The 22,310-nt window shown below is 29.6% G+C and carries 14 protein-coding genes and 1 tRNA gene; 7 read left to right on the top strand and 8 right to left on the bottom strand.

The window, feature by feature from the left end:
• Nucleotides 1-64 precede the first annotated feature (64 nt).
• The 4 genes from H518_RS0106940 to H518_RS0106925 form a co-directional block, all read right to left on the bottom strand.
• On the bottom strand, nucleotides 65-3,535 hold the full coding sequence (locus tag H518_RS0106940) for an efflux RND transporter permease subunit (protein ID WP_028888379.1): 3,471 nt from the start codon (nucleotides 3,533-3,535) through the stop codon (nucleotides 65-67).
• An 86-nt stretch (nucleotides 3,536-3,621) separates the two neighbouring features.
• Complete coding sequence (locus H518_RS0106935; RefSeq protein ID WP_028888378.1) at nucleotides 3,622-4,839, bottom strand: efflux RND transporter periplasmic adaptor subunit; 1,218 nt, start codon at nucleotides 4,837-4,839, stop codon at nucleotides 3,622-3,624.
• Nucleotides 4,840-4,852: 13 nt separating this feature from the next.
• Nucleotides 4,853-6,202, bottom strand: coding sequence for a TolC family protein (locus tag H518_RS0106930; RefSeq protein ID WP_051263705.1), 1,350 nt, complete (start codon nucleotides 6,200-6,202; stop codon nucleotides 4,853-4,855).
• A 5-nt stretch (nucleotides 6,203-6,207) separates the two neighbouring features.
• Nucleotides 6,208-6,819 carry a TetR/AcrR family transcriptional regulator gene (locus H518_RS0106925; protein WP_028888376.1) on the bottom strand — a complete coding sequence of 204 codons (612 nt, stop codon included), beginning with the start codon at nucleotides 6,817-6,819 and terminating at the stop codon, nucleotides 6,208-6,210.
• A gap of 125 nt (nucleotides 6,820-6,944) precedes the next feature.
• Here H518_RS0106925 and H518_RS0106920 point away from each other — a divergent pair, with 125 nt between their 5' ends.
• From H518_RS0106920 to H518_RS19460, 7 genes are all read left to right on the top strand, one after another.
• A complete protein-coding gene (locus H518_RS0106920) occupies nucleotides 6,945-7,916 on the top strand; it encodes a polyprenyl synthetase family protein (protein WP_028888375.1) in 972 nt (323 codons plus the stop codon).
• 51 nt (nucleotides 7,917-7,967) lie between these two features.
• A tRNA-Ile gene (locus H518_RS0106915) sits at nucleotides 7,968-8,044 on the top strand.
• 415 nt (nucleotides 8,045-8,459) lie between these two features.
• A complete protein-coding gene (locus tag H518_RS0106910; RefSeq protein WP_028888374.1) occupies nucleotides 8,460-11,546 on the top strand; it encodes a SusC/RagA family TonB-linked outer membrane protein in 3,087 nt (1,028 codons plus the stop codon).
• A gap of 18 nt (nucleotides 11,547-11,564) precedes the next feature.
• Nucleotides 11,565-12,923 carry a RagB/SusD family nutrient uptake outer membrane protein gene (locus tag H518_RS0106905; protein ID WP_028888373.1) on the top strand — a complete coding sequence of 453 codons (1,359 nt, stop codon included), beginning with the start codon at nucleotides 11,565-11,567 and terminating at the stop codon, nucleotides 12,921-12,923.
• 28 nt (nucleotides 12,924-12,951) lie between these two features.
• Nucleotides 12,952-14,184: a DUF4929 family protein gene (locus H518_RS0106900; RefSeq protein WP_028888372.1), complete on the top strand. Its 1,233-nt coding sequence runs from the start codon at nucleotides 12,952-12,954 to the stop codon at nucleotides 14,182-14,184.
• 169 nt (nucleotides 14,185-14,353) lie between these two features.
• Nucleotides 14,354-16,963: a M16 family metallopeptidase gene (locus tag H518_RS0106895; protein ID WP_028888371.1), complete on the top strand. Its 2,610-nt coding sequence runs from the start codon at nucleotides 14,354-14,356 to the stop codon at nucleotides 16,961-16,963.
• 458 nt (nucleotides 16,964-17,421) lie between these two features.
• A complete protein-coding gene (locus tag H518_RS19460; RefSeq protein WP_051263704.1) occupies nucleotides 17,422-18,387 on the top strand; it encodes a helix-turn-helix domain-containing protein in 966 nt (321 codons plus the stop codon).
• Nucleotides 18,388-18,421: 34 nt separating this feature from the next.
• Here the strand turns inward: H518_RS19460 and H518_RS19455 are convergent, their stop codons facing one another.
• The 4 genes from H518_RS19455 to H518_RS0106870 are packed head-to-tail and all read right to left on the bottom strand — an operon-like array spanning nucleotide 18,422 to nucleotide 22,310.
• A complete protein-coding gene (locus H518_RS19455) occupies nucleotides 18,422-19,327 on the bottom strand; it encodes a sterol desaturase family protein (protein WP_051263703.1) in 906 nt (301 codons plus the stop codon).
• 15 nt (nucleotides 19,328-19,342) lie between these two features.
• Nucleotides 19,343-20,167: a crotonase/enoyl-CoA hydratase family protein gene (locus tag H518_RS0106880; protein ID WP_028888370.1), complete on the bottom strand. Its 825-nt coding sequence runs from the start codon at nucleotides 20,165-20,167 to the stop codon at nucleotides 19,343-19,345.
• Nucleotides 20,151-21,200, bottom strand: coding sequence for an alpha/beta hydrolase (locus H518_RS19450; protein ID WP_081411161.1), 1,050 nt, complete (start codon nucleotides 21,198-21,200; stop codon nucleotides 20,151-20,153). Before H518_RS19450 ends, H518_RS0106880 begins: the two co-directional genes overlap by 17 nt.
• 3 nt (nucleotides 21,201-21,203) lie before the next feature.
• A complete protein-coding gene (locus H518_RS0106870) occupies nucleotides 21,204-22,310 on the bottom strand; it encodes a heparan-alpha-glucosaminide N-acetyltransferase domain-containing protein (protein WP_028888369.1) in 1,107 nt (368 codons plus the stop codon).

Raw genomic sequence — 22,310 nt, 5'->3', positions numbered from 1 at the left:
GCATAAAACTTTCAACCCTCTTTTCAGTTAACAAAATATTTTTTTTAAAAAAGTATCCTATATATTAAGCCATTTTTAATCGTAACCACATTTTAAACCTTGTGATTAAGTAAAATAATATTGGCACTACTATTAAAGTTAGGAATGTTGCTATTAACAATCCGTAAATTACAGTCCATGCTAATGGGCCCCAGAACACTACGTTATCTCCTCCAAAATAAATATGAGGATTCAACTCACTAAACAATGTGAAAAAATTAATATTTAAACCTATTGCTAGTGGTATTAACCCTAAAATAGTAGTTATTGCTGTTAATAAAACAGGACGTAAACGTGCTCTACCCGCCTTAACAATGCTTTCAAATAAATGCTCTTTACTTAAGTAATCATTTTCAGCAACACCTTCTGTTATCTTTTTCCGATCTATTAACAATTCTGCATAATCCAACAATACAACTCCGTTATTCACCACAATACCTGCGAGAGATATAATTCCCATCATGGTCATCATAATTACAAATGATGCTCCTGAAATTACCAATCCTCCAAATACCCCTATAAAACTTAAGAATATTGCCAACATAATAATTCCTGGTTTTGAAATTGAATTAAACTGGAAAATTAAAATAAAGAATATCAATCCTAGTCCAGTAAAGAAAGCACCTACTAAAAATTTCATTTGTTTATTTTGCTCTTCAATCTGCCCTGTATAATCAATATTAATACCTTTAGGTAAATTCTTGAAATTTTTCATTTCATTTCTAATCTGATTCACAATGGCACCTGCATCAGTATAACCTGGTGCTAATGCAGAATATATAGTAACAACTCGCTTAACAGCTTTATGCTTAATAGCACTAAACCCTGAGCTATTTGTTTGTTTTGCTATCGCAGAAACAGGCACTTCTTTGGTTTTACCAGTTGACTGATCTTTAAACGTAATTCGCTGATTAAAAATAGCACTTGTATTGTACCTATCCTCTTTATTAAAACGAACATAAATATCATAATCTTCACCATTTTCTTTATAAACTCCCGCTTTCGCTCCAAAGATTGAGTTACGCAATTGCTGCCCTACTTGTCCAGCACTTACCATTAACTCCCCTGCCTTTTTACGATCAACCACTACTTGCATTCCTGGCTTATCACGATTTACATCAATTTTTAACTCATCAATACCAGCAATACTTCTTGTATTAATAAAATCTCGCATTCTCTCAGAAGTCGCAATTAACTCTCTATAGTCATCTCCTTGAATTTCAATATTAATTGGTGATCCTACTGGTGGTCCATTAGCATCTTTCTCTACAGATATTAAAACCCCTGGGTAAATCCCCACTAAAGCTTTTTGAACCTTTTGTCTTAATTCTTCACTGTCTTCACCTTTACGATATTTATACTCACGCATAGAGGCTGTTATTTTTCCTTTATGTGGTAACTCAGCTGATGAACCTCCATCTGTTTGTGGATTCCCAGCTCCAGCTCCTACTTGAGAAACCGTACTCTCTACTAAGAAATTATGAGTACTATCCATGTAGGTATCTTCATTTAAAACAGTAAACACTTTTTGCTCTATCTGTTTTGTAATTGCATTTGTTTTCTCAATATCTGTTCCTTGAGGATACTCGATATATACAATAATCTGATTTGGCTTATTATCTGGGAAAAATTCAACTTTTGTTCTTTGCGACCCTAATGACATACCAAATGCCATAAAAGCTACAATCAACAAAGCAAAAGTTCCTAGTGTTAAGAAATATGGCTTCTTACCTGACAACGCTTTTCTTAACATTCTTTCGTACCAAGCTTCTAAACGCGGTAATACTTTATTTTGAAAAGAGTTAGCCCAATTTCTTAAAAACAATCTATATGCCCACAACATAATTGCTGTAAAAACCATTAAGGTTCCTAAAGCGCTATAAGCTCCACCAAAAATAACAACCAACAATCCTAAAACGACCATAACACTTGTCATTATAATAATTTGCTTCATTGGCATGTTTTTATCTTCAGTATTCATGTACTGAGATACTAAAACCGAATTAAAGAAAATAGCTACAAATAGTGATGACCCTAATACTGTTGATAATGTTATAGGTAAAATAATCATAAACTGCCCCATAACTCCTGGCCACAATCCTAAAGGAATAAATGCAGCAACTGTTGTTGCTGTAGAAATTATAATAGGAAATGCAATTTCACCAATTCCTTTTTTAGCAGCTTCAACCCTAGTCATTCCCTCTTCATCCATCAAACGATAAACGTTTTCAACAACTACAATTCCGTTATCAACCAACATTCCGAGCCCCATAATAAGACCAAAAAGAATCATGGTATTTAATGTATAGCCTAATAGGTTTAAAATCATTAAAGACATAAACATAGACATTGGAATTGCAAATCCTACAAATACTGCATTCTTAAATCCAAGGAAAAACATTAAGACAACCACAACTAAAATAACTCCAAAAATGATATTATTTACTAAATCATCTACTTGCCCAATAGTCTTTGAAGATTGATCATTTGCAATCGTTACTTTTAAATCTGATGGAAAAACATCTGCTTTAGCCTTCTTAACAATTTCAATTGCCTGATTAGCGGCATCTACCATATTTTTACCAGCACGTTTCTTAACATCAAGCATTACTACTTCATGCCCAAACTCTCTTGCATAAGTTGTTTTATCTTTGTCTTTAAACGAAACTTCAGCAACATCTTTCAAGTAAATAGAATTACCTTTTTCTGCTTTTACAACAAAATTACCTAGTTCTGAAGGTGTATTTATTTCACCAATTATTCTAATCGTACGTCTTTGTCCGCTTGATATTAAATTACCTGCAGACATCGTCATATTTCCATTTTGAATTGCCTGTGTAATGTCGTTAAAACTTACTTGAGCAGCCATCATCTTATAAATATCTACAGCAACCTCAACTTCTTTATCTTGAGCACCACGAATATCTACTTTCTTAATTTCATTTAAATCTTCAATTTCATCTTGTAAATACTCTCCAAATTCTTTTAGCTTATAAACAGGATAATCTCCAGAAATATTAATATTAAGAATTGGCACTTCTTCAGACATACTTAATTCAAAAATATTTGGTTCTACTTTCGCCCCATTAAATGTTGGCCAATCTTCACCAGATGTTTTAGAATCTACTTCATCTTTTACTTTTTGCTTTGCTTGTTCTACAGTAATATTTTCATCAAACTCAATAATTACCATAGAGTAATCTTCTTGAGATGTTGATGTAATCTTTACCAAATTACTTACCGTTTTTAATTTATCCTCTAGCGGATCGGTAATTAACTTCTCTATATCTTCGGCTGTGTTCCCTGGGTATACCGAGCTAATATAAATCTTCGTCTCTTTAATTTCTGGAAAATTTTCTCGAGGCATGCTAAAATAGGCTGAAATACCTAAAAAGAATATCATTACCATTATTACATAAATGGTCGTTTTATTATTAATTGCCCACGATGACATTCCAAATTCTTTATCGACTTGCTTTTTTTGTTTGTCAGTCATTTTTATTTATTTTTTCATTTTCGTAAAACAGAAAACGATATTTTTTATTGAGTGAAATTTCTTTGTTACAATAATAGCAGTGTTTTCTAATTTTTAATTTCTACTTTCTGACCATCATTCACACTACGTGCTCCTTCACTAATAACTTCAAAACCTGCGTTCATTGGCTTTAACAACACTTCAGATACACCGTTCTTTTTAGTAATTATCTTTGTATTTAAAACCTCTATAACATCACCTTGAGTTTTACCCGTTTCGATAATTGTTTTGTTTGCAGTTGCGTATTTATTTTCTTTTTTATCTCCTACTAAATACACATATTGTTCACCTTCAGCATTTTCAGAAATAATACTTTGCGGTATTAAAATTGCTTTTTCACTCGTATAGTCGTTAATTTTTAATCGTGCTGTTAAATTTGGTTTAATATCTCCTGATTTATTTGGCACATAAATTTCAACTTTAAAAGCTCTATTGCTAGGATTTATAAAATTTCCTACTTGACGAATTTTTGCTTCAACCATTTTTCCTAGTACAGGAAAGAATACCTCTACCTTTTTTCCTTTTGTTACATTTTTAATATAACTTTCTGGAACCTCTGCTTCAATATACATGTTGTTTAGGTTTACAACTCTAAATATTTCAGAACCTTGACCTGGCGCTAAAACCGTACCTGGTTCTTTCATAACATCATCAATAACTCCTGAAAACGGTGCTCTAACTACCGATTTACCCTGTTGACGTCTTAATTGTTTAACCGCATTTGTTTGTGCTTCATACGATGCTTTTGCTTGTAAAAATTGAATTTCAGAACCTATTTTTTGGTCCCATAATCGTTTTTGACGTTCGTATGTTGTTTTAGATAATTGTTCTTGTATTTTTAATTGTGCTATTTGCTGACTTAATCCGCCATCATCAATTGTAGCCAATAATTGTCCTTTAGCAACACGCTGTCCTTCTTTTACATATACTCTTCTTAATATACCTGGCATTTCTGGATACACTAAAACATTTTGTTTTGTTTTTACGTTTCCTTGAAGCTCTAAGTAATGATTAAAAACCTCTTCTTTAGTAACTATAGTTGTTATTAACGGTAACTTTTTAACAGTATCTAATTTCGAAATTGCATCATTTACAGCTTTTAAATCAATATTAATAGCTTCTAAATTAGTTGTAATTTCAGCCTTTCTTGTTCTTAATTCTTTAATAGTTCCTTCTGAAACTAATTCTTCTACAGAAACAGCTTCTTTTTTTCCGCAGGAAAGAAGAATTAAACTTACGGTTAATAATGTATATATTTTTTTCATTTCTAGTTGATTTTTATTTAATTGGTATGTTTAATGCGTTTTCTAATGTTGCTTTGCTTGCAATAATATTTAGCATCGATTGTATGTAATTATTTTGTTGTGTATACAATTGATTTTGTGCTTGCAACAAATCAAAACTTGTAGTAATTCCTTCGTTAAATTTTATTTGCTGTTTCTTTTCAATTCTTTCAGATAAATTAAGATTTCTTTTTGCTGTTTGATACGTATCAATACTTAATTGATAATCACTTTTAGCATTCTCAGCCTGTAATTTTAGCTTTAATTTTATTTCTTCTAAACGAATATCTGCCGTTTCTAAAGCTATTTTAGCCTGTTTGGTTTTAGACCTTCTTTTAAAACTACTAAAAATCGGAATATTTAAACTCACTCCTAAAAGTGAAGAATCAAACCACTGTTGCTCACTATCTAAAAAAGTAAATGTATTTGAATTTGCTACCTGACCATAGTTTACAAAAGCGCTTAAACTTGGTAAAGCTTTACTTTGTTCCAATCGCATTAATAAACGCTTACTTTCTCTATCGTTTTGAGCAATCTTAAAATCTATATGACTTTTTAAATTGAAATCGTGAGAAACTAAACTTAAATCAGTGTTAGAAAGTACTAAACTATCTAAATCGTCAGTTAAAGTTAATTTTGTACTTATATCATTACCTAGCGTAATGTTTAACATTTTATAAGCAATAACTTTTAATCGATTCGCAGATCTAATATTATTATCAATATTTCCTTTAGTTATCTCAAACTGCTCAACTTGTTCCTCTTCTGCCAAACCATTATCAAAAGAAAGTTTTGTTTCTCTTAAAAGACCATCATTTACTTTTTTATTTCTTAATAATATTTCAATACTCTTTTCAGTAACTAAAACATTACCATAAGCATTAATTACAGCTTCTCTTGTACCTAATTCTGTTTTTTGTTTCGCTTGTTTAGAAATTTGCAAGTATGTTTTTGCAGATTGTAATCCTACTAGATACGAACCATCAAAAAGTAATTGCTTTAATGTAATTGTTGCATTTAAATTCTGTTTCGTTCCAAAAGTAACTGGAGCAAAAGCGTCAGCTGGTGCTGTTGGATCAAACAATTTTGCAGGTAACAAAGAAACCTGTTGTTTTAACCAATTCTGATAATCTACTTTTGCATCTATTTGCGGTAAACCTATTGTAGTTGTTTCCCATTTTTTTTGCTTAGCTGCATCAATATTTTTGTTAGCAACTCTATTATCATAACTATTTTTTAAAGCATAATCAATGGCTTCATTCATTGATAATTCTATTTGTTTTTCTTGAGAACTCATGGTTCCCACAACAAAGAATATATATAAAATATGCAGGTGCCTTTTCATTTATTTTAATTATTTTTATTTATTATTTTTAATTGTTTTTCTAATTCTTGCAATCCCTTTTCAGTTGAAATTGCTCTTATATGGTATTCTAAAATTTTATATTCTACCTTAATTAATTCTTGCATTTCACTACCGTACATTTCACTTTCAAAAACACCAAAAAGTAATGTGAAATAAAAATTTACTATCAAATCTATTTCTAAATTTTCACGATAAAGACCTTGTTCAATACCTTTTTCGAGATTATCTATATTACAATCTCTAAACATGCATACTTCTCGCTCCATTAACTTGGTATATGTTTCTGGGTAGTATTTTTTTAGTTGATACATTGGTGAAGTTTTCGCGTTTTTAAACATTTCTTTAAAAATGGCTTTTACAGTAAACTCCTCCTCAATGGCATTATATTTTTTTTCTTTAATATTAATAATCGTTTCATTTATGGTATTATGAACTGCCTCTGTACTTGCATCTACTAATTCAGTTTTCTTTGAAAAATGTTTATACAAAGTTTTTTTTGATATCCCAAGCTCTCTTGCTATATCATCCATCGTAATACTTTTAAACCCTAGGTTTAAAAACATTTCACCTGCCTTATCTATAATTTTATCTCTCATAATCGTGGCAAATGTACAACAGGAAACTTTAGAAACAAAAAAAGTTTCCTGCGTTTTAATGTTTTTTTAACATTCTCTTCTTTCTAAAATTTTTGTTTAACGTATTTTTACAAAAATTTTAAGATTTGGACATACTACAATATCAGTCAGACTTTTTATCTTACTTAGATTCTAATAAAATTATAAGAGAACCTAAAAACCTTTACGAACCTATTGACTACATTCTTCAAATAGGAGGAAAAAGAATTAGACCAGTTTTAACACTTATTGCTTCTGATATTTTTTCAGGAAGCTACACCAAAGCAATGCCTGCCGCATTAGCGGTAGAAGTTTTTCATAATTTCACACTCGTTCATGATGATATAATGGATGATGCTCCTCTACGAAGAGGTAATCAAACAGTTCATGAAAAGTGGGATATTAATAGGGGTATTTTATCTGGTGATGCTATGCTAATTTTAGCGTATCAATATTTTGAAAACTACAGTCCTACTGTTTTTCAAAAACTAGCACAATTATTTAGTAAAACGGCTCTTGAGGTTTGCGATGGTCAGCAATTAGATGTTGATTTTGAAACTAGAAACGATGTTACTATTGATGAGTATATTAAAATGATTACGCTAAAAACATCTGTTTTAGTTGCTGCAGCCTTAAAAATGGGTGCAATCGTAGCAGAAGCAACAGAAGACCAGGCACAGCATTTGTATAATTATGGTTTAAATCTTGGAATTGCTTTTCAGTTACAAGATGATTATTTAGATACTTACGGTAATCCTGAAACTTTTGGAAAGCAAGTTGGTGGAGATATTATTGAAAACAAGAAAACTTTTCTCTATTTAAAAGCTCTAGAAGTCGCAAATGATGCTGACAAAGAAAAATTACACACGCTTTACAATGAAGATCAAAAAAATATTTCAGAAAAAATAAATACTGTTTCTGCTATTTTTTCTGCGAATAAAATACCTAGTCATACACACGAACTAATTGAGTACTACACAAATAAGGCTTTTGAAAGCTTAACTCCTTTAAACGTTAGTGAAACTGCTAAAAAGGGTCTTCGTTTATTCGGTGAAAACTTAATGAGTAGAAAAGTGTAAAAAAACTTTTTTATTCTAAAAAAAGTACTATTTTTGCAGTCCTAATTTAACGGTCCTATAGCTCAGTTGGTTAGAGCACCTGACTCATAATCAGGTGGTCCGAGGTTCGAGTCCTCGTGGGACCACCATTAAAGCATCAACTTTTGTTGATGCTTTTTTGTTTTTATACACTTACTCACACCTCTTATATGTCATCTAAAAAAGATGATTTTTGATAACCCAAAACTTATTTATAAATCTCAAAACAGAAAAAATACTATTCTATTAGCATCTAAAAAAATTGAGAAATTTATTTATAAAGTCCATTAATATCAGTAAAACATATATTTTTCACATGTTTTCCAAAGAATACCCCATAATATGCATCATTATTGAGCTAACACTAAAACAACACGAATCAACTACTTATCAACACCCTAGACTAAAGAACCAATAACACTCAGTAAACTTTAACACTTTAAAGATTCTTTTTTTAAATACATATACTCTTTATTAACTGAATAAATAATACTTTTGCGCTCTATTTTTATTAAATCTAAATAAATGAACAAAGTGTTTCTTATATTATTGTTTATTACAATTAATATTACAGCTCAAAAATTGATTTCAGGTAAGGTAATTGACGTTTACAATAAAGAACCTTTAATTGGCGTAACCATTGTTAACGAATACAAAAAAACAGGTGTATATACAGACTTAAATGGTCATTTTAAAATAATAGCCACCTCTAAATTAACTTTTAGTTATATAGGCTACAAAACAAAAACACTTATCCTTCCTAATAACAACAAATCTTTAACTATAACTTTAGAGCCACTTGCTGAATTATTAAATGAAGTTGAAATAATTGCTAAAAAAAACATTAACGATATCGATTTACGTAAAGCTACAGGTGCTATTACTACAATTAAATCGCAAAAATTAATAAATAAACCTACCGTTAATGCATTACAACCTTTACAAGGGCAAGTAGCAGGTTTAACAATAAGAACTAGTGGTGAATTAGGCAAACCTTTAAAAATTAGAATTAGAGGTACTTCTACACTCCCAATAAAAACACCAACAAATAGCAAATTAACCGATGAACAGCGTGAATTGCTAGACAATAAAGCCAATCAACCTTTATTTGTATTGGACGGACAAATAATATCTGCTGATGCTTTTGCTACTTTAAATGTGAATGATATTGATGAAATAAAAGTATTAAAAGACGCTACTGCAAATGCCTTATACGGAGTAAAGGCTTCTAATGGAGTTATAGAAATTACTAGTAAACGTGGTATTAATGGAGACACTCAATATGCTTTTTCTTTTCAACAAGGAATAACATTTAAAGGAAAACCAAATAGATCTATGATGGCAACCGAAGAAAAATTAGCTTTTGAGCGTTTATCTAAGAATAAAGCTACTCCTGGATATTATTTATCTGAAGCGTTTATAAGAAAAACATTTAGTGGCAATCCTAATATTGAACAGTTAGTTATTAATGGAAAACAAAAGCTTGATTCAATAAAAAATATTAACACAAATTGGTTTAATGAACTGGCTCGTATTAGCACCTATCAATCTTACAACATTAGTACACGTGGAGGTAATGATACTAGTAAGTTTTATGTTTCTGGTAATTTTTCTAATCACGGAGGTAAATTTGACGGTAATGAAATTAACCGATTTACGGGTAGGTTAAATTACGAATACAACGTTTCAAAAAACATATACTCAATGTTTAATGCTGGTTTTGGTTTTTCTGAAAGCAAAACGCCTCATGGCTCTACTCATTCACCTACTAATTTGATTTACCAATTAAATCCTTATGAACAAAAAAATGTTGGAAAATTAATCTCTTACAACGGATATACCTTTAAAGAATTAATTAACCAATACAATAAAACTTCAGACGATAATCGTTTTAATTTTTCAGCTAATATAACAGCCAAACTAGCTAAAAATTTAAACATCGCTACTGTAGTTGGTATCGATTATTTAGTGAATGAAAGTTTATCTATAATACCTCCTACTGCTTATTCAGAAATAATAAAAGGAACTCCTGTTAATGAACGAGGGCAAGTCTCTAAAACAAAAGTGGTGAATACTAATTTAAACACTAATACTCGTTTAAATTATAACTTAAACTTAGGCAAACATAATCTTTCTTTTAGTGCCAATATGGATTACTATAAGTCTACCAATGATTTTATTGGAATTAGTGGGCATGGTTTACCTAGTAAATTACTTTCTGGTGCAGGTATTAATAATAGCTTAACTGGAGCTACTAGAGCAAAAACTTCTTCTTCTAAAATACAGGAAGCTACATTAGGTTTTGGTTTTTCAACTTTATATGATTGGAATGATAAAATAGATGTTTATGGTAGTTACAAAAGAGATGCTTCATCCCTATTACCTAGCGATAAACGTTGGAACACCTTTTGGGCAACGGGTATTGGATATACTTTAAGTAATGAATCTTTTTTAAAAAATAATTCATGGTTAAATAGATTAAAATTACGTGCTAGTTATGGTGTCACGGCTAGTTTGGCGGGTATTTCTCCTTCCTTAGCTATTCCTACCTTCAGTTATACAACCAACAGCTATCTAGGAATTCGTGATTTCTCATTACTAAATTTATTTAATAAAGATTTACGTCCCGAAGAAAACACCTCTATAAATTTTGGAGTTGACTTACAATTATTTAATCTTTTTAATTTAACAGCAGAAGTATATCACAGAAGAACAAGAGATATGTTACTAACTGTATCTATTCCTCCTTCTAATGGTTTTACACAGCAATTAAAAAATGTAGGCGTTATGGATAATGAAGGATTAGAGATATCATTAAATACTACGCTTATAAAAAACAGTGCTTTTCACTGGAATACTTCAGCTACCTTTTCTTATAATAGAAATAAAGTAGTCGATTTATATGACGGCCCAACACTTAATGTAACGAATAAAGAAGATGGTTATTCATATCCTGATTATCAAGAAGGACAACCAACAGATATTATTTACGGCTTAGTTTCTCTAGGAATCAATCCAGCAGATGGACACCCTTTATTCCAAAGAAAAGATGGGAATAGTTTTGATGGAAATACCGAAAAACCAAACAAAGAAGACTTTATTGTTTTAGGTAGAGCTACACCTCCATTTACAGGTGGATGGTTTCATAATTTAAGTTATAAAAATTGGCAATTAGGTCTTGATATTTATTACAGTTTTGGCGGTAAAGCAGTACATACTAATAGAAGTAAAGTCTATAGTGAAGAAGATGTACATAAAAATCTTAATGCAGGGCAATTAAATCAAACTTGGTTTACCATTGGAGATGTAAATAAAACATACCCAACATTAAATTTACACACCAATCAATTTGGTGGGTTAAACAACTTAGCCAATACACAAAATATTAGCAGCACAGATTTCATTAGACTTAACAACGTAATGTTACGCTACAATTTTGACAATCAAATGCTTCAAAAAATAAGCAACGGTTTTATTAAAAACTGGGGAATCTATACTCAGGTAAGCAATGTTTACACATGGACTAATTTTGGTGGAGGTGATCCAGAATCAGGAAATCTACAAGGCTCTTCACAGCCTATTCTAACCTTTGGTACCAATATTACTTTTTAAGATATAAATAAGATAACAATGAAAAAAATAATTTATTTATTACTATTTATAGTAAACATAGCGTGTAGTTTAGATTTGCCTGTAGAAGACCAAATAACTGGATTAGATGCCATAGATAACGTAGCAACAGCTAACGAAAGTTTATCTGGTATTTACAATGCTTTTCCTACCGAAAGGGTCATTTTCTCAAAATTAGCAGACGATTTATATCCAAACCACACCATAGACGACAACTTATCTAGCTACAATTTATATAAATGGAATGCAAAAGAATTGGTTCTTTTATCTAATTCTTTATGGGCTGCTTATTATGATGTAAATACAAAATCGAACGTATTACTTAGTCGAATTCCTTTTATAGAAACGACCAATACTGACGATTCTAATCAATTAAAATACATTGAAGCACAAGCTTTATGCTTAAAAGCCTATGCTTATTTTGAACTTATACAATTATACTGCTCAAACTATAATTCAAATGGTTTAGGAATTGTATTAAAAGACCAAATAGCTTCAGCTGAACTTCCAAGAAGTACACAAGAAGCTAGTTATTTGGCAGTTGAAAAATTACTACTAAAAGCAATTAATTTATTTCCAGAAGAGAATAGTACAAATTTACGTTTTTCAAAAAACAGTACGAAAGCCTTATTAACTAAACTTTATTTTAACTGGGGGGCCTATCAAAAAGCTATTGATTTAAGCTCTCAAGTAATTACCAACTTACCTTTAAAAAATGATGATTTAGATACCGTTTGGCTAGCACCAAATAACAATAATGAAGCTTTATTAACTTTTGATGGTGAATCTTTTTATTATAGTGCTATTTATGATGCTACTAAACATAACGATGAGTTTTACGTAAAATCATCAATTAGCTACAATACTAACGATACTCGTTTAGCTAATAGCTTTATCAATGAAGATTTTAGACTAATTGACAATTCAATTATTAAAGTTAATTTCTTAAAGAAATATAGAAATAATACGGTTGAAAAAACCAATACACCAATTATTATGCTTAGAACAGCTGAGCTATATTATATAAAAGCTCAAAGTTTAGCAGCCTTAAATAAAGAAATTGAAGCAAAAGAAACTATAAATAATCTTTTAATAATCCGAAAAGCAAACCCTATAATAAGCTCTGGAACTGTTTTTCTGAGCGAATTATTAAAAGACAAACAAAAAGAATTTGTAGGTGAGGGTAATCGTTATTTCGATTTAAAACAACAATCGTTAAAACTCCCGAAAGTAAATGACACCAACAATAACCATTTATTTACGATACAACCTGACGATTACAGGTGGTTATTACCAGTCCCCCAAAGTGAAATATCGAATAACAAGGCCATTCAAAATCAACAAAACCCGAATTGGTAATTAATAAATAAAGTAAAATTAAATAATCATGAGAATTTTTAAATCCCTATTTTTTGTACTTATAGCAAGTACCATATTAACATCTTGTAGTGAAGATGATGCTATACCTAGTTTTTCAGGTGATGTAAGTGTAACTTTAATAAATAAAGGATCTACCGAGGTAATAGAAGGAGAAGCAGCTACTTTTGTATACGACATAGTATTAAGTAGCGCTTTTAAACAAGATATCACTATTAATTTTGACCTAGAGGAACTAGTAAATTATCCTAATTTATTAAGTATTGATCCAGTAATTATTACTAAAAATCAAACTAAAGGAATCTTAACTGTAACTGCTGTACAAAAGCCAGATGCTGAAAATGTATTAGCAGATAATTTAAACCTAACGTTTGCTATAAAAGATTATCAAGGAATAACTAATAAGTTATATTTAGCCGATAATTATATCGTAACTCTTAAAGCAGAAGAAGGAATCACCCCTTTAACTACTGAGCAACAAGCGTTAATCAAGCATTATCAATCACAAGGTATTGATATTTCTAAATGGATTGGTAAAATTCCTGTTGAAGTAGAGGTAATTACTGCAGGAAATGGAGGTGTTTCTGTATTCGAAACTTCACAAAATTTAACTTACAAAGGTATTACACATATTACTTTAAGTGAGAAAGCAACTAAAGACAAGCCTTTATTAGTTATGACACAAAATGCTTTGGGTTTATCAGAATATTTACAGTATGTTTTTAGAAATGAGACTATTTTAAATACTGAAACTTGGGATCAAATTTATGTTCCGGCACCAAAAATAATTTTAAAAGCTTTAGGTGATGAAAAAGTAAATAAATGGAAGAATAAAGAATACCCTTTTAATGTAAAAGTTGATGAATTAGAGTTTAAAGCTGATGGTAATATTGATTTTGTACGTGAAAACAATACATATGAAATTCGTACTAATTTATTAGACCCTAATACAACTAAAACTTTAGCCGCTGTAGATTTTCAATATGAATTTCCTTTATGGAATGAATTGGTTAAATTATCTGAGAATAACACCGAATTGAAAGAGAACTTATCTTATGAATCAATACATCCTAATTTTTACATAGGTTATAGCACTATTTTGTCGGATGATTGGGGTGAAAACAATTGGATTAAACCAGAGGCTAGTTATTCTACCGAACAGATGAACTTTAAATTTAATACAGATCATAATTCTTCAGGAGGTTATGATATCGTAACTGTTAAGTTTACACAACCTAACTAAAATATCTAATAACAAACAATTATTTTTTAAGATGAGCACTTCTAGCCAATCAACCAAACTACTACTAATATTTATAGAAGTGTTCATCTTCTTATGCTTTACAAGTATAAAAACACACGCTTTCCAAAAAAAAGAAAACTTTTTACTTTCCAATAAGTTAAAAAATGGAATGGAGTACACCATTCAAAAAAACAAAAACGTTAATGAAACACTTTTCTATTTTTTAGTAAAAACAGGTTCAATTAATGAAACTGACAAACAATTAGGTTATGCCCATTTTTTAGAACATATGGCTTTTAATGGGGGCAAACGTTTTATAAACGATTCTTTTGTTCAGTTTTTAAAATCTGAAGGATTACAAATAGGGGTAAATTTTAATGCTACAACAAATTACAACTACACCTTATACGAAATTAACTTCCCTAAAGTTGTTTCAGCAACCACTATAAAGAAAACACTTCATTTTTTTGCTGATATTTTAAACGATTTATCTTTAAGTAAAAAAGATATTTATACACAGCAAAAAATTGTTTTGGCAGAAAAAGAAGCTGCTGTCAAAGCTGATTCTTTATTTTTATTTAAACTTGGGCGATCTAGGTATCTTAAAAGATTAGCCATTGGCACTTCTAAAAGCATAAATGAAATTACTTCTAAAAAGTTAAATAAATTTTATAAAAAATGGTATCAACCTCATGCTTCTAGTCTATTTATTATCGGTGATATCTCTATCAATAAAGCAAAAAAAGCAATAGAGACTACATTCTATAACATTAAAAACACCCACAAAAACTCTGTCTCAAAAAACTTTTTTAAAGGCTTAAACACTACTGCAGCTTTAAATATATCAGAAAAAATTAAAAAACCTCAACTGATTATAACTTTAGCTGAAAAACACACTCCTCAATCTAAAAAAGAAGTACAGGTAAAAAATATTTTAACTAAGGTTATTTCTAAACGACTAGACACCATTCTTTCTTTAAAAACAAACCCGATTGTTCGTAGTAATTACTTTCTTGGAGATGTATACTATACCTCTGTTGAATGCAATTTAACATCAACTCCTTTAATTGATTTAACTAAAGTATTTACCGAATTAAAACGGTTAGCTCTTTATGGCATTACCAATGAAGAATTAAAAAATTACCTTAAAAAGGATACTACTAGAAGAGTTTCAAAGACCAATAATTTTTACGCCAACGAATGGTTCGATATTCAATTAGGTATAAAAAAGAAATCCCTAATTTCAACCAAAGAAATTACACCTATTACCATTAAAAAAGTTGCTAAAAAGTTATGGAAAACATCTATTAAAAGAGTTTATATAACCGATTCTTTAAAAAAGAAAAAAAGTATCACTACAAAGGATTTAAAAAACATTATAACAAAAGTAAACCAACTATCATTAAAAGATTACAGCTATAAAGCACCTATAAAAAAAAGTAAAAAACAAAAAAAGACTCCTATTTTAAAAGCAGGTAAACTATTTCCCAAAATCCCTATTAAAAAAAAAGAACACAAAAACTTAGGTATTTTAGAAGTTGAATATAAAAATGGAGTAAAAGTATTCTTAAAACCCATAAATACAACTACTGATGAAACTCGCATACTTGGTTTTACTAATAAAGGGACATCAAATATTCCCGATGATCTTTATTATCAGCTAGAATCTACAGTTTCATATATGGATTTAGGCGGTATTGGTAACTTAAATTATGAAAATTTAGAAGCATTCATGGAACATAAAAAAATGGGGGCTTCTCAAATTACCACTGAAAAAAGCAGCGCTATTTATGGTTTCTCTTCCCCAGAAGACATAAATCATTTTTTTAAATTCCTATATTTAAAAATGACAGCTGCACGTTCTAATAAGAAAGAATTTAAATCAGTTGTTTCAGATGAGATTAAAAGTTTATCCTCAACATACGAAAGCCCTTTTTCTATAAAATCTGATTTTAAAATTGCAGAACTTTCAGGAATGTATTACCCAAATAGAAAAAGTGCTACTACTGAAAAAGAATTCAAAAAGCTAGACATAAATCAAATGAAAAATTGGTATAACTCATGTTTCGCTTTTGCTAACAATTGGCAATTTATTGTAACAGGTAATTTTAAAAATGAAGAAATACTACCTTTAATCAATACTTATTTTGGTAACCTTAAAAGAAATCCAAAATCAATAAAAAACAAATCTTTATTTAAACTTAAAACTACTGATAGCACTTATACTTACAATAAAAAAAGTACTACTACCAATACTGATGTTACACAAATTTACTATTTACCCTATAAAGCTAACTTAAAAAATAGTTTATTACTCTCTCTAAGCGAGCGAATGTTACGTGATAAAATAACTCTTTTATTAAGAGAGAATTTAGGTTTTGTATATACACCTCTTGTAAGTATTGAAAAAGATATTTTAAATCAACAAGCTATTTTAAAGATAAACTGGCAATGCAACCCTTCTGTTCTTAAACGTTCTAAAGACAAATTAAAACAAATGTTATCTTCTATTGCTAGCACAACATTATCTAAGCACGATTTTAATAGCTACAAACAACAATTAATCCTAAAATACAATACTATTATTAATAGTACCAGTACTCATACATGGGGATTTAGTCTACACAAAAGCTTATCGAACAACATTTCTATACATGAACTAAATAACTATAAAAAAACTTTAGAGTCTTTAACTATAAAGAATCTGCAAAACTTTTTAAAGGCTTATTTTAAAGAACCTAAAAAAAACACAGTCCAAGTTATCAGTCAACAACCATAAGAAGTACTTTTTCTTTGTTTACTTCAGAAAAATAATATTAAAACTGTTTTTCCCTCTTCTGTACAGTGTAATTATTTTCGCCAGCTCCAAAACTGAGCGTAATATATTTTTAAAATTAGTTTTAATTTTAAAATAGCACTGTACCAACATATTATATTGTTACAAATTAAAAAATTTCTTTTTTTTGAGAAGATCAATAATTCTTTATTTAAAATTAATCTAAATAAGTTTTTTAATTAACTTATCTCTAGATATATTTGCTTCTCACTAAAACTATTTAATCTAAATAAATATTGTTTTATAACAATGATAATATGATTTAAAATTAAACTACATCAGAAATGCAAAACTTTTTACAAAAAACGCACAGTAAATCATTATTAATTATTAATACTAATAAGTGGAATAAAGGTTAAAAACTCATGGTTTAATACCTGTTTCCACAGTCCCCCAAGCTTATGGAAATTGTTATAGTAAACAACAAAAAAACACCATTACAAAAAATACTTCAGCTACAAAATAAAAGTATAGACTGTGGCATAAAAACATCAGTATATACAATTAATTCTAGTCATGGTAAAGGATCTATAACTAGCTATTATTTTGATGGTTTATTAATCAACATAAATAATGGCAGATTTAAAGAAGATATGACTTTCACCTCAAAACAAAATTTAAATGCGCTAGAACTCTCAATATTGATAGAAGGTGAAAAAATAATTAGAGTCTCTAGTTTTAAAAGCGACTTAGTTCTTGAAAAAAATGAAAGTTATTTTATATATGATGATAATCAAACTAAGCAAATAATTTTCCATAAAGAAAAACCTATCAAAGAAGTTAAAATTAGAATGTATGATGATTTCATAAAGAAGCACAAAATGCAAACTCTTTTATCTAAAGACAAAATACTTTGCTTAGAAAAAACAAACAAAAATTTCACACGACAGTTAACTACTAAAATGGAAGAAATAGTAACTGAAATACTCATTAACTCTCAAAAAGGCTTACTAAAACGTATTTTTCTTGAAGCTAAAACACTCGAATTATTACATCTAGAATTAGACTTTCAAACTAAAAAAAAATACAATTCTGATAATATTTTAAAGAAAGCATACAAAGTAGAAAACATAATTCAAACTAATTTACACGAACAAATATCAATAGAGCAATTAGCTCGTAGGGTATTGTTAAATCAGAATATTTTAAAAAACGAGTTTAAAAAATTATTCGGTGATACTATTTTTAATTACACAAAAAAATTAAGGATGAATAAGGCTAAAAAGCTGCTTACTCATACTCAAAAACCTATTTACGAAATAGCAGATATGGTAGGATATAAAAACCCAACACATTTTACGGCTGCTTTTAAGAAAACTGAAAAAAAAACACCAAAAAAATATAGAAAAATCCAAATTGGATTATAAAAAAGCCTCATAAACGAGGCTTTTTTTGTGCTAATTAACTCCGCTCTAATCGAGCTTTATCTCTATATTCTTTTGCCATTACACCTCCATCTACATGGTTCCATCCAGGCGGCATAAAAACATATTTTATCTTATCAGAAAAAGTAGGCGCGTTTTTAACATCGGTCCATAACTCTTTCCACATCAAAAATTGTACATCTGAGAAACTCTCACTATTCAATTTATCATGCATTATTCCGTACATTATTTTCTCATTATCTAACTCTTTTTGAAAAGTTTTAAAAATACGATCCCAAACACTAAAAGTTTCTCCATAATTCCTATCTAAATAAATATGATTTTTTGCATGATGTACTCTATGAACAGAAGGAGTTATTAATATTTTATCTAACCATTTTTGTTTTCCTATAACTTTTTCATTTATATGTGTTAAAGTGGCATATAATCTTGCAATAGGCTCAATAACGAAAATCATGAAAGGATGAAACCCTATAATAGGTAACCAAATAAAATTAAAAGGAGTAAGAAAAACATCGAATATAGATCCTCTGGCAACTACCGTTAAATTCATATCTTCAGCCGTATGATGTACGCCATGAATACACCATAACACTCTAACTTTGTGACCCAAATAATGAACAAAGAACACAGTGAAATCATATAATATGTATCCCAAAATCCAAACATACCACTGAAAACCTAAATCAAAGAATCTATTATCATATAATAAAAACATTGTTCCTACAATCATTACTTTTGACAATAAAAAATAGGGAATACTCTGTAGTAAATACGATACTATACTAACAACACCTTCTTTTTTACGTTCTACAAAATTTATTACAATCAATATTCCCCATTCAACAATCATTAATGCTAGTACAATTACACTCATGTGTTGCAATTGCTTCATTATTTCTTCAATTGACGCTATATTCATAATGCTTTTTTTATACTATTTGTAATACTTTTCTTTTCTTAACTGCGCATTAATAATTAGTTCCATTCTTCTCAAACTATCCTTTTCCATATTCATACACGCATCTACCCACATATTTGTTATATCAAATAATTCCTTTTTCTGTAACGGAAACACTCTTTTCAAACACTTATAATGGTTATACATAAAATTAAAACTATTCTTTTCTATGTAATCCGTTAGCGCTTTAAATCCAGATTTATTATTAAAAGTAGTATTGATCAACCCTTTTTGCTCTAGGTTTTTTGCATCGTAAACATTTCCGCTATACAGAATTTCTATAGCAGATGTTAAGTTTATCTTTCTACATAAAAAACTATAAGCTCCCATACCAGGAAAAAGATTGAATTTATTTTCTGGCAAACAAAACTTAGCTGAATCTTTTGCTAAAATAATATCATGAGCCATCACGCACTCAAACCCTCCACCATAAGCGTTTCCTTCTACCAAAGCAATACTTAATACAGGTAAACTAAATGAATTATGAATATTATATATAGCTTCAAAACATAAATTAGCATATTCTAAAAGTCTTTTTTTATTTTTCGTTTGAATATTTTTATAAAAATATGGTAAATCTCCCCCCATATTATAGACATCATCATGTGACGAAGCTGATACAATGTACTTTAATGGGTATTTCTTGTCTGAAAACATCATATATAAATCTTCGTAAAACTGTTTAAATTCTTTTAATCCTTCTAATGAGAAATTAGGAATTCCAGTCGTTTTTATTCTCCATAAAACCATTTCATGTTCTGGATAATAAGCTACTTCAAAGTTTTTATAATTCTTTTTCATCTGATTTTTTTTCTTTTTTATAACTTTCTTTTAAAAAGCTACATATTTGCTCTAAAGCTGCTTTCGACGCAAAAGTTTCTCGTAAGGGGTTTAACATTAAAAAATCATGTATTGTACCTCCATATCTAGTTGAAACCACTGGTACTTTTGCCATTCTTAATTTTTTAGCATATGCTTCACCTTCATCCCTTAACACATCATACTCAGCAGTAATTAAAAGTGTTTTAGGTAGGTTTTTAAGATCATTTAAACTCGCTTTTAACGGTGCCACGGTTACTAATGAATGTATATTTTTATCTGGCACATATACTTCCCAAAACCACTTCATAGTACTTCGGGTAAGGTAATGTCCTTTAGAAAATCGTTCATACGATGGGGTATTTAGGTTTGTATCTGTTACTGGATATAATAATATTTGGGCTCTTAGTTTGGGAAAACCATTTTGTTGGGCCATCATAGCAACTGCTGTTGCCATATTTCCACCAGCACTATCACCACCAACCACAATATTATTTGAATCTAACCCATATTTTTTTCCGTATTTCGATATAAATGATGCGACTAAGTATCCTTCTTCATTTGCTACTGGATAACTAGCTTCTGGCGCTCTTGAGAACTCAACAAAAACCACCGCCACTTGAGCTTTTAACGCAATATCTCTCATTAATCGTTTATGCGTTTCAAAACCATTAAATACCCATCCTCCACCGTGAAAATAAATAAATGTAGGTATTATTTTCTTTACTCCTTTAGGCTTTACAACTACAACACTTACTTCTTTACTTTTCTCTTTAAATTTTATGTTCGTAAAGTTTACTTTATCATAAATTAGCGTAGAATCTTTCTGAAGATTTTCCATTGCAGCCCTTCCTATATCAAGTGGTAATTCTTGTAATGGTGGTCCGTTATATGAATGTATAACTTCTAAAAATTCTTGAACTGCTGGATCTAACCCATAACTACCTGCAAGTTTTACTTGTGCATAATTATTTATTCCTAAAAGCAAGCATAGTACAATAAGTATGTGTTTCATAAATTACGTTGTTGCTTCTTTAATAATTTTTGGTAAAACTTTCTTGTTCTTATTAAATAAGAGTACTCCCTTTTCTTTTAACCAAAGAATACCAAAGGTTAATAATGTAATTCCTGTAATAATTAAAAGTAATTTTACTTGACTCGTTTGAGATCCAAATCCAAAAAACAACACACCCCAGTATACTAACACCCATTGAATTAAATAAAAAGAGGTTACATTTTTACTTGAGTAATAAAAAACAGAAAACAGTTTATATTTTGGAAAGTGTTTGACAGTGATATGCCCTAACCAAACAATTAATAAATTAATTCCCATCAGAATAATAGTACCTCCAGGACCTAAATGATAATAATCTCCAAAATTATATTCATAATTATAGTAACATAACCCTGCCCCTATAAATAAAAACGCTATACCAAAAGGTAACATTTTGCCAAACATAAATCGAATATCATTGCCACGTTCTTGGTACCACATTCCAAAAAATAATCCTATTAAAATAAACGACATCCATGGAAATATAGGAAAGTAAACATTGTAGGTTTTCCCCCACAATAAATCACATACATAATCTAAGCCAACAATACCAGATCTAAACCCACTTAACTCTCTTGAGAAGAAAACAATTAACATTGCTGAAATTAATGCTGCATATTTATTTTTAATAAACTTGATAATAATTCCCATTATAATTAGCGAGAACCCTGCTAACTGAAGTATATCTCCTAATAAGGTAAAAAACAGTAAATTATATGAATCACCTGGAGTTAACCCATTTCCTTCAATAAATGCTCTTGGAAAACCTCCGAAGAAAATCATAGGAACTACAAATCGAAGAATATTTAAACCATAACCTTTAGCTAATACACTTAATCCTCGTTTAATAATGCTTTTCATACTCAATCGACTAGAAAACACAAATGAAAGTCCCATTACTACCAAAAACATTGGGGTTCCTTTTTCTAGTACTTGTGCTATTTTACCTAATAAAGTATTGTTCCATGTGTCCATAGTCGAATACACAATCATAGAGTGTACAGGTATCATTAACAACACACTTATTCCTCTCACAAAATCTATAGCGTCTACTCTTTTATTTGCTTTCAT

The organism is Tenacibaculum ovolyticum DSM 18103 (assembly GCF_000430545.1).
Lineage (GTDB): Bacteria > Bacteroidota > Bacteroidia > Flavobacteriales > Flavobacteriaceae > Polaribacter > Polaribacter ovolyticus.
The sequence above is the reverse complement of the archived record's forward strand: the minus strand, read 5'-3'. Positions and strand labels throughout refer to the sequence as shown.

Bases quoted from the DNA above. Each gene is read 5' to 3' on its own strand.
- H518_RS0106880 (WP_028888370.1), bottom strand. From the start codon at position 20,167: ATGAAAAAGAATTATAAAAACTTTGAAGTAGCTTATTATCCAGAACAT.
- H518_RS19460 (WP_051263704.1), top strand. From the start codon at position 17,422: ATGGAAATTGTTATAGTAAACAACAAAAAAACACCATTACAAAAAATA.
- H518_RS0106935 (WP_028888378.1), bottom strand. From the start codon at position 4,839: ATGAAAAAAATATATACATTATTAACCGTAAGTTTAATTCTTCTTTCC.
- H518_RS0106910 (WP_028888374.1), top strand. From the start codon at position 8,460: ATGAACAAAGTGTTTCTTATATTATTGTTTATTACAATTAATATTACA.
- H518_RS0106905 (WP_028888373.1), top strand. From the start codon at position 11,565: ATGAAAAAAATAATTTATTTATTACTATTTATAGTAAACATAGCGTGT.
- H518_RS19450 (WP_081411161.1), bottom strand. From the start codon at position 21,200: ATGAAACACATACTTATTGTACTATGCTTGCTTTTAGGAATAAATAAT.
- H518_RS0106925 (WP_028888376.1), bottom strand. From the start codon at position 6,819: ATGAGAGATAAAATTATAGATAAGGCAGGTGAAATGTTTTTAAACCTA.
- H518_RS0106900 (WP_028888372.1), top strand. From the start codon at position 12,952: ATGAGAATTTTTAAATCCCTATTTTTTGTACTTATAGCAAGTACCATA.
- H518_RS0106870 (WP_028888369.1), bottom strand. From the start codon at position 22,310: ATGAAAGCAAATAAAAGAGTAGACGCTATAGATTTTGTGAGAGGAATA.
- H518_RS0106940 (WP_028888379.1), bottom strand. From the start codon at position 3,535: ATGACTGACAAACAAAAAAAGCAAGTCGATAAAGAATTTGGAATGTCA.
- H518_RS0106895 (WP_028888371.1), top strand. From the start codon at position 14,354: ATGGAGTACACCATTCAAAAAAACAAAAACGTTAATGAAACACTTTTC.
- H518_RS0106930 (WP_051263705.1), bottom strand. From the start codon at position 6,202: ATGAAAAGGCACCTGCATATTTTATATATATTCTTTGTTGTGGGAACC.
- H518_RS19455 (WP_051263703.1), bottom strand. From the start codon at position 19,327: ATGAATATAGCGTCAATTGAAGAAATAATGAAGCAATTGCAACACATG.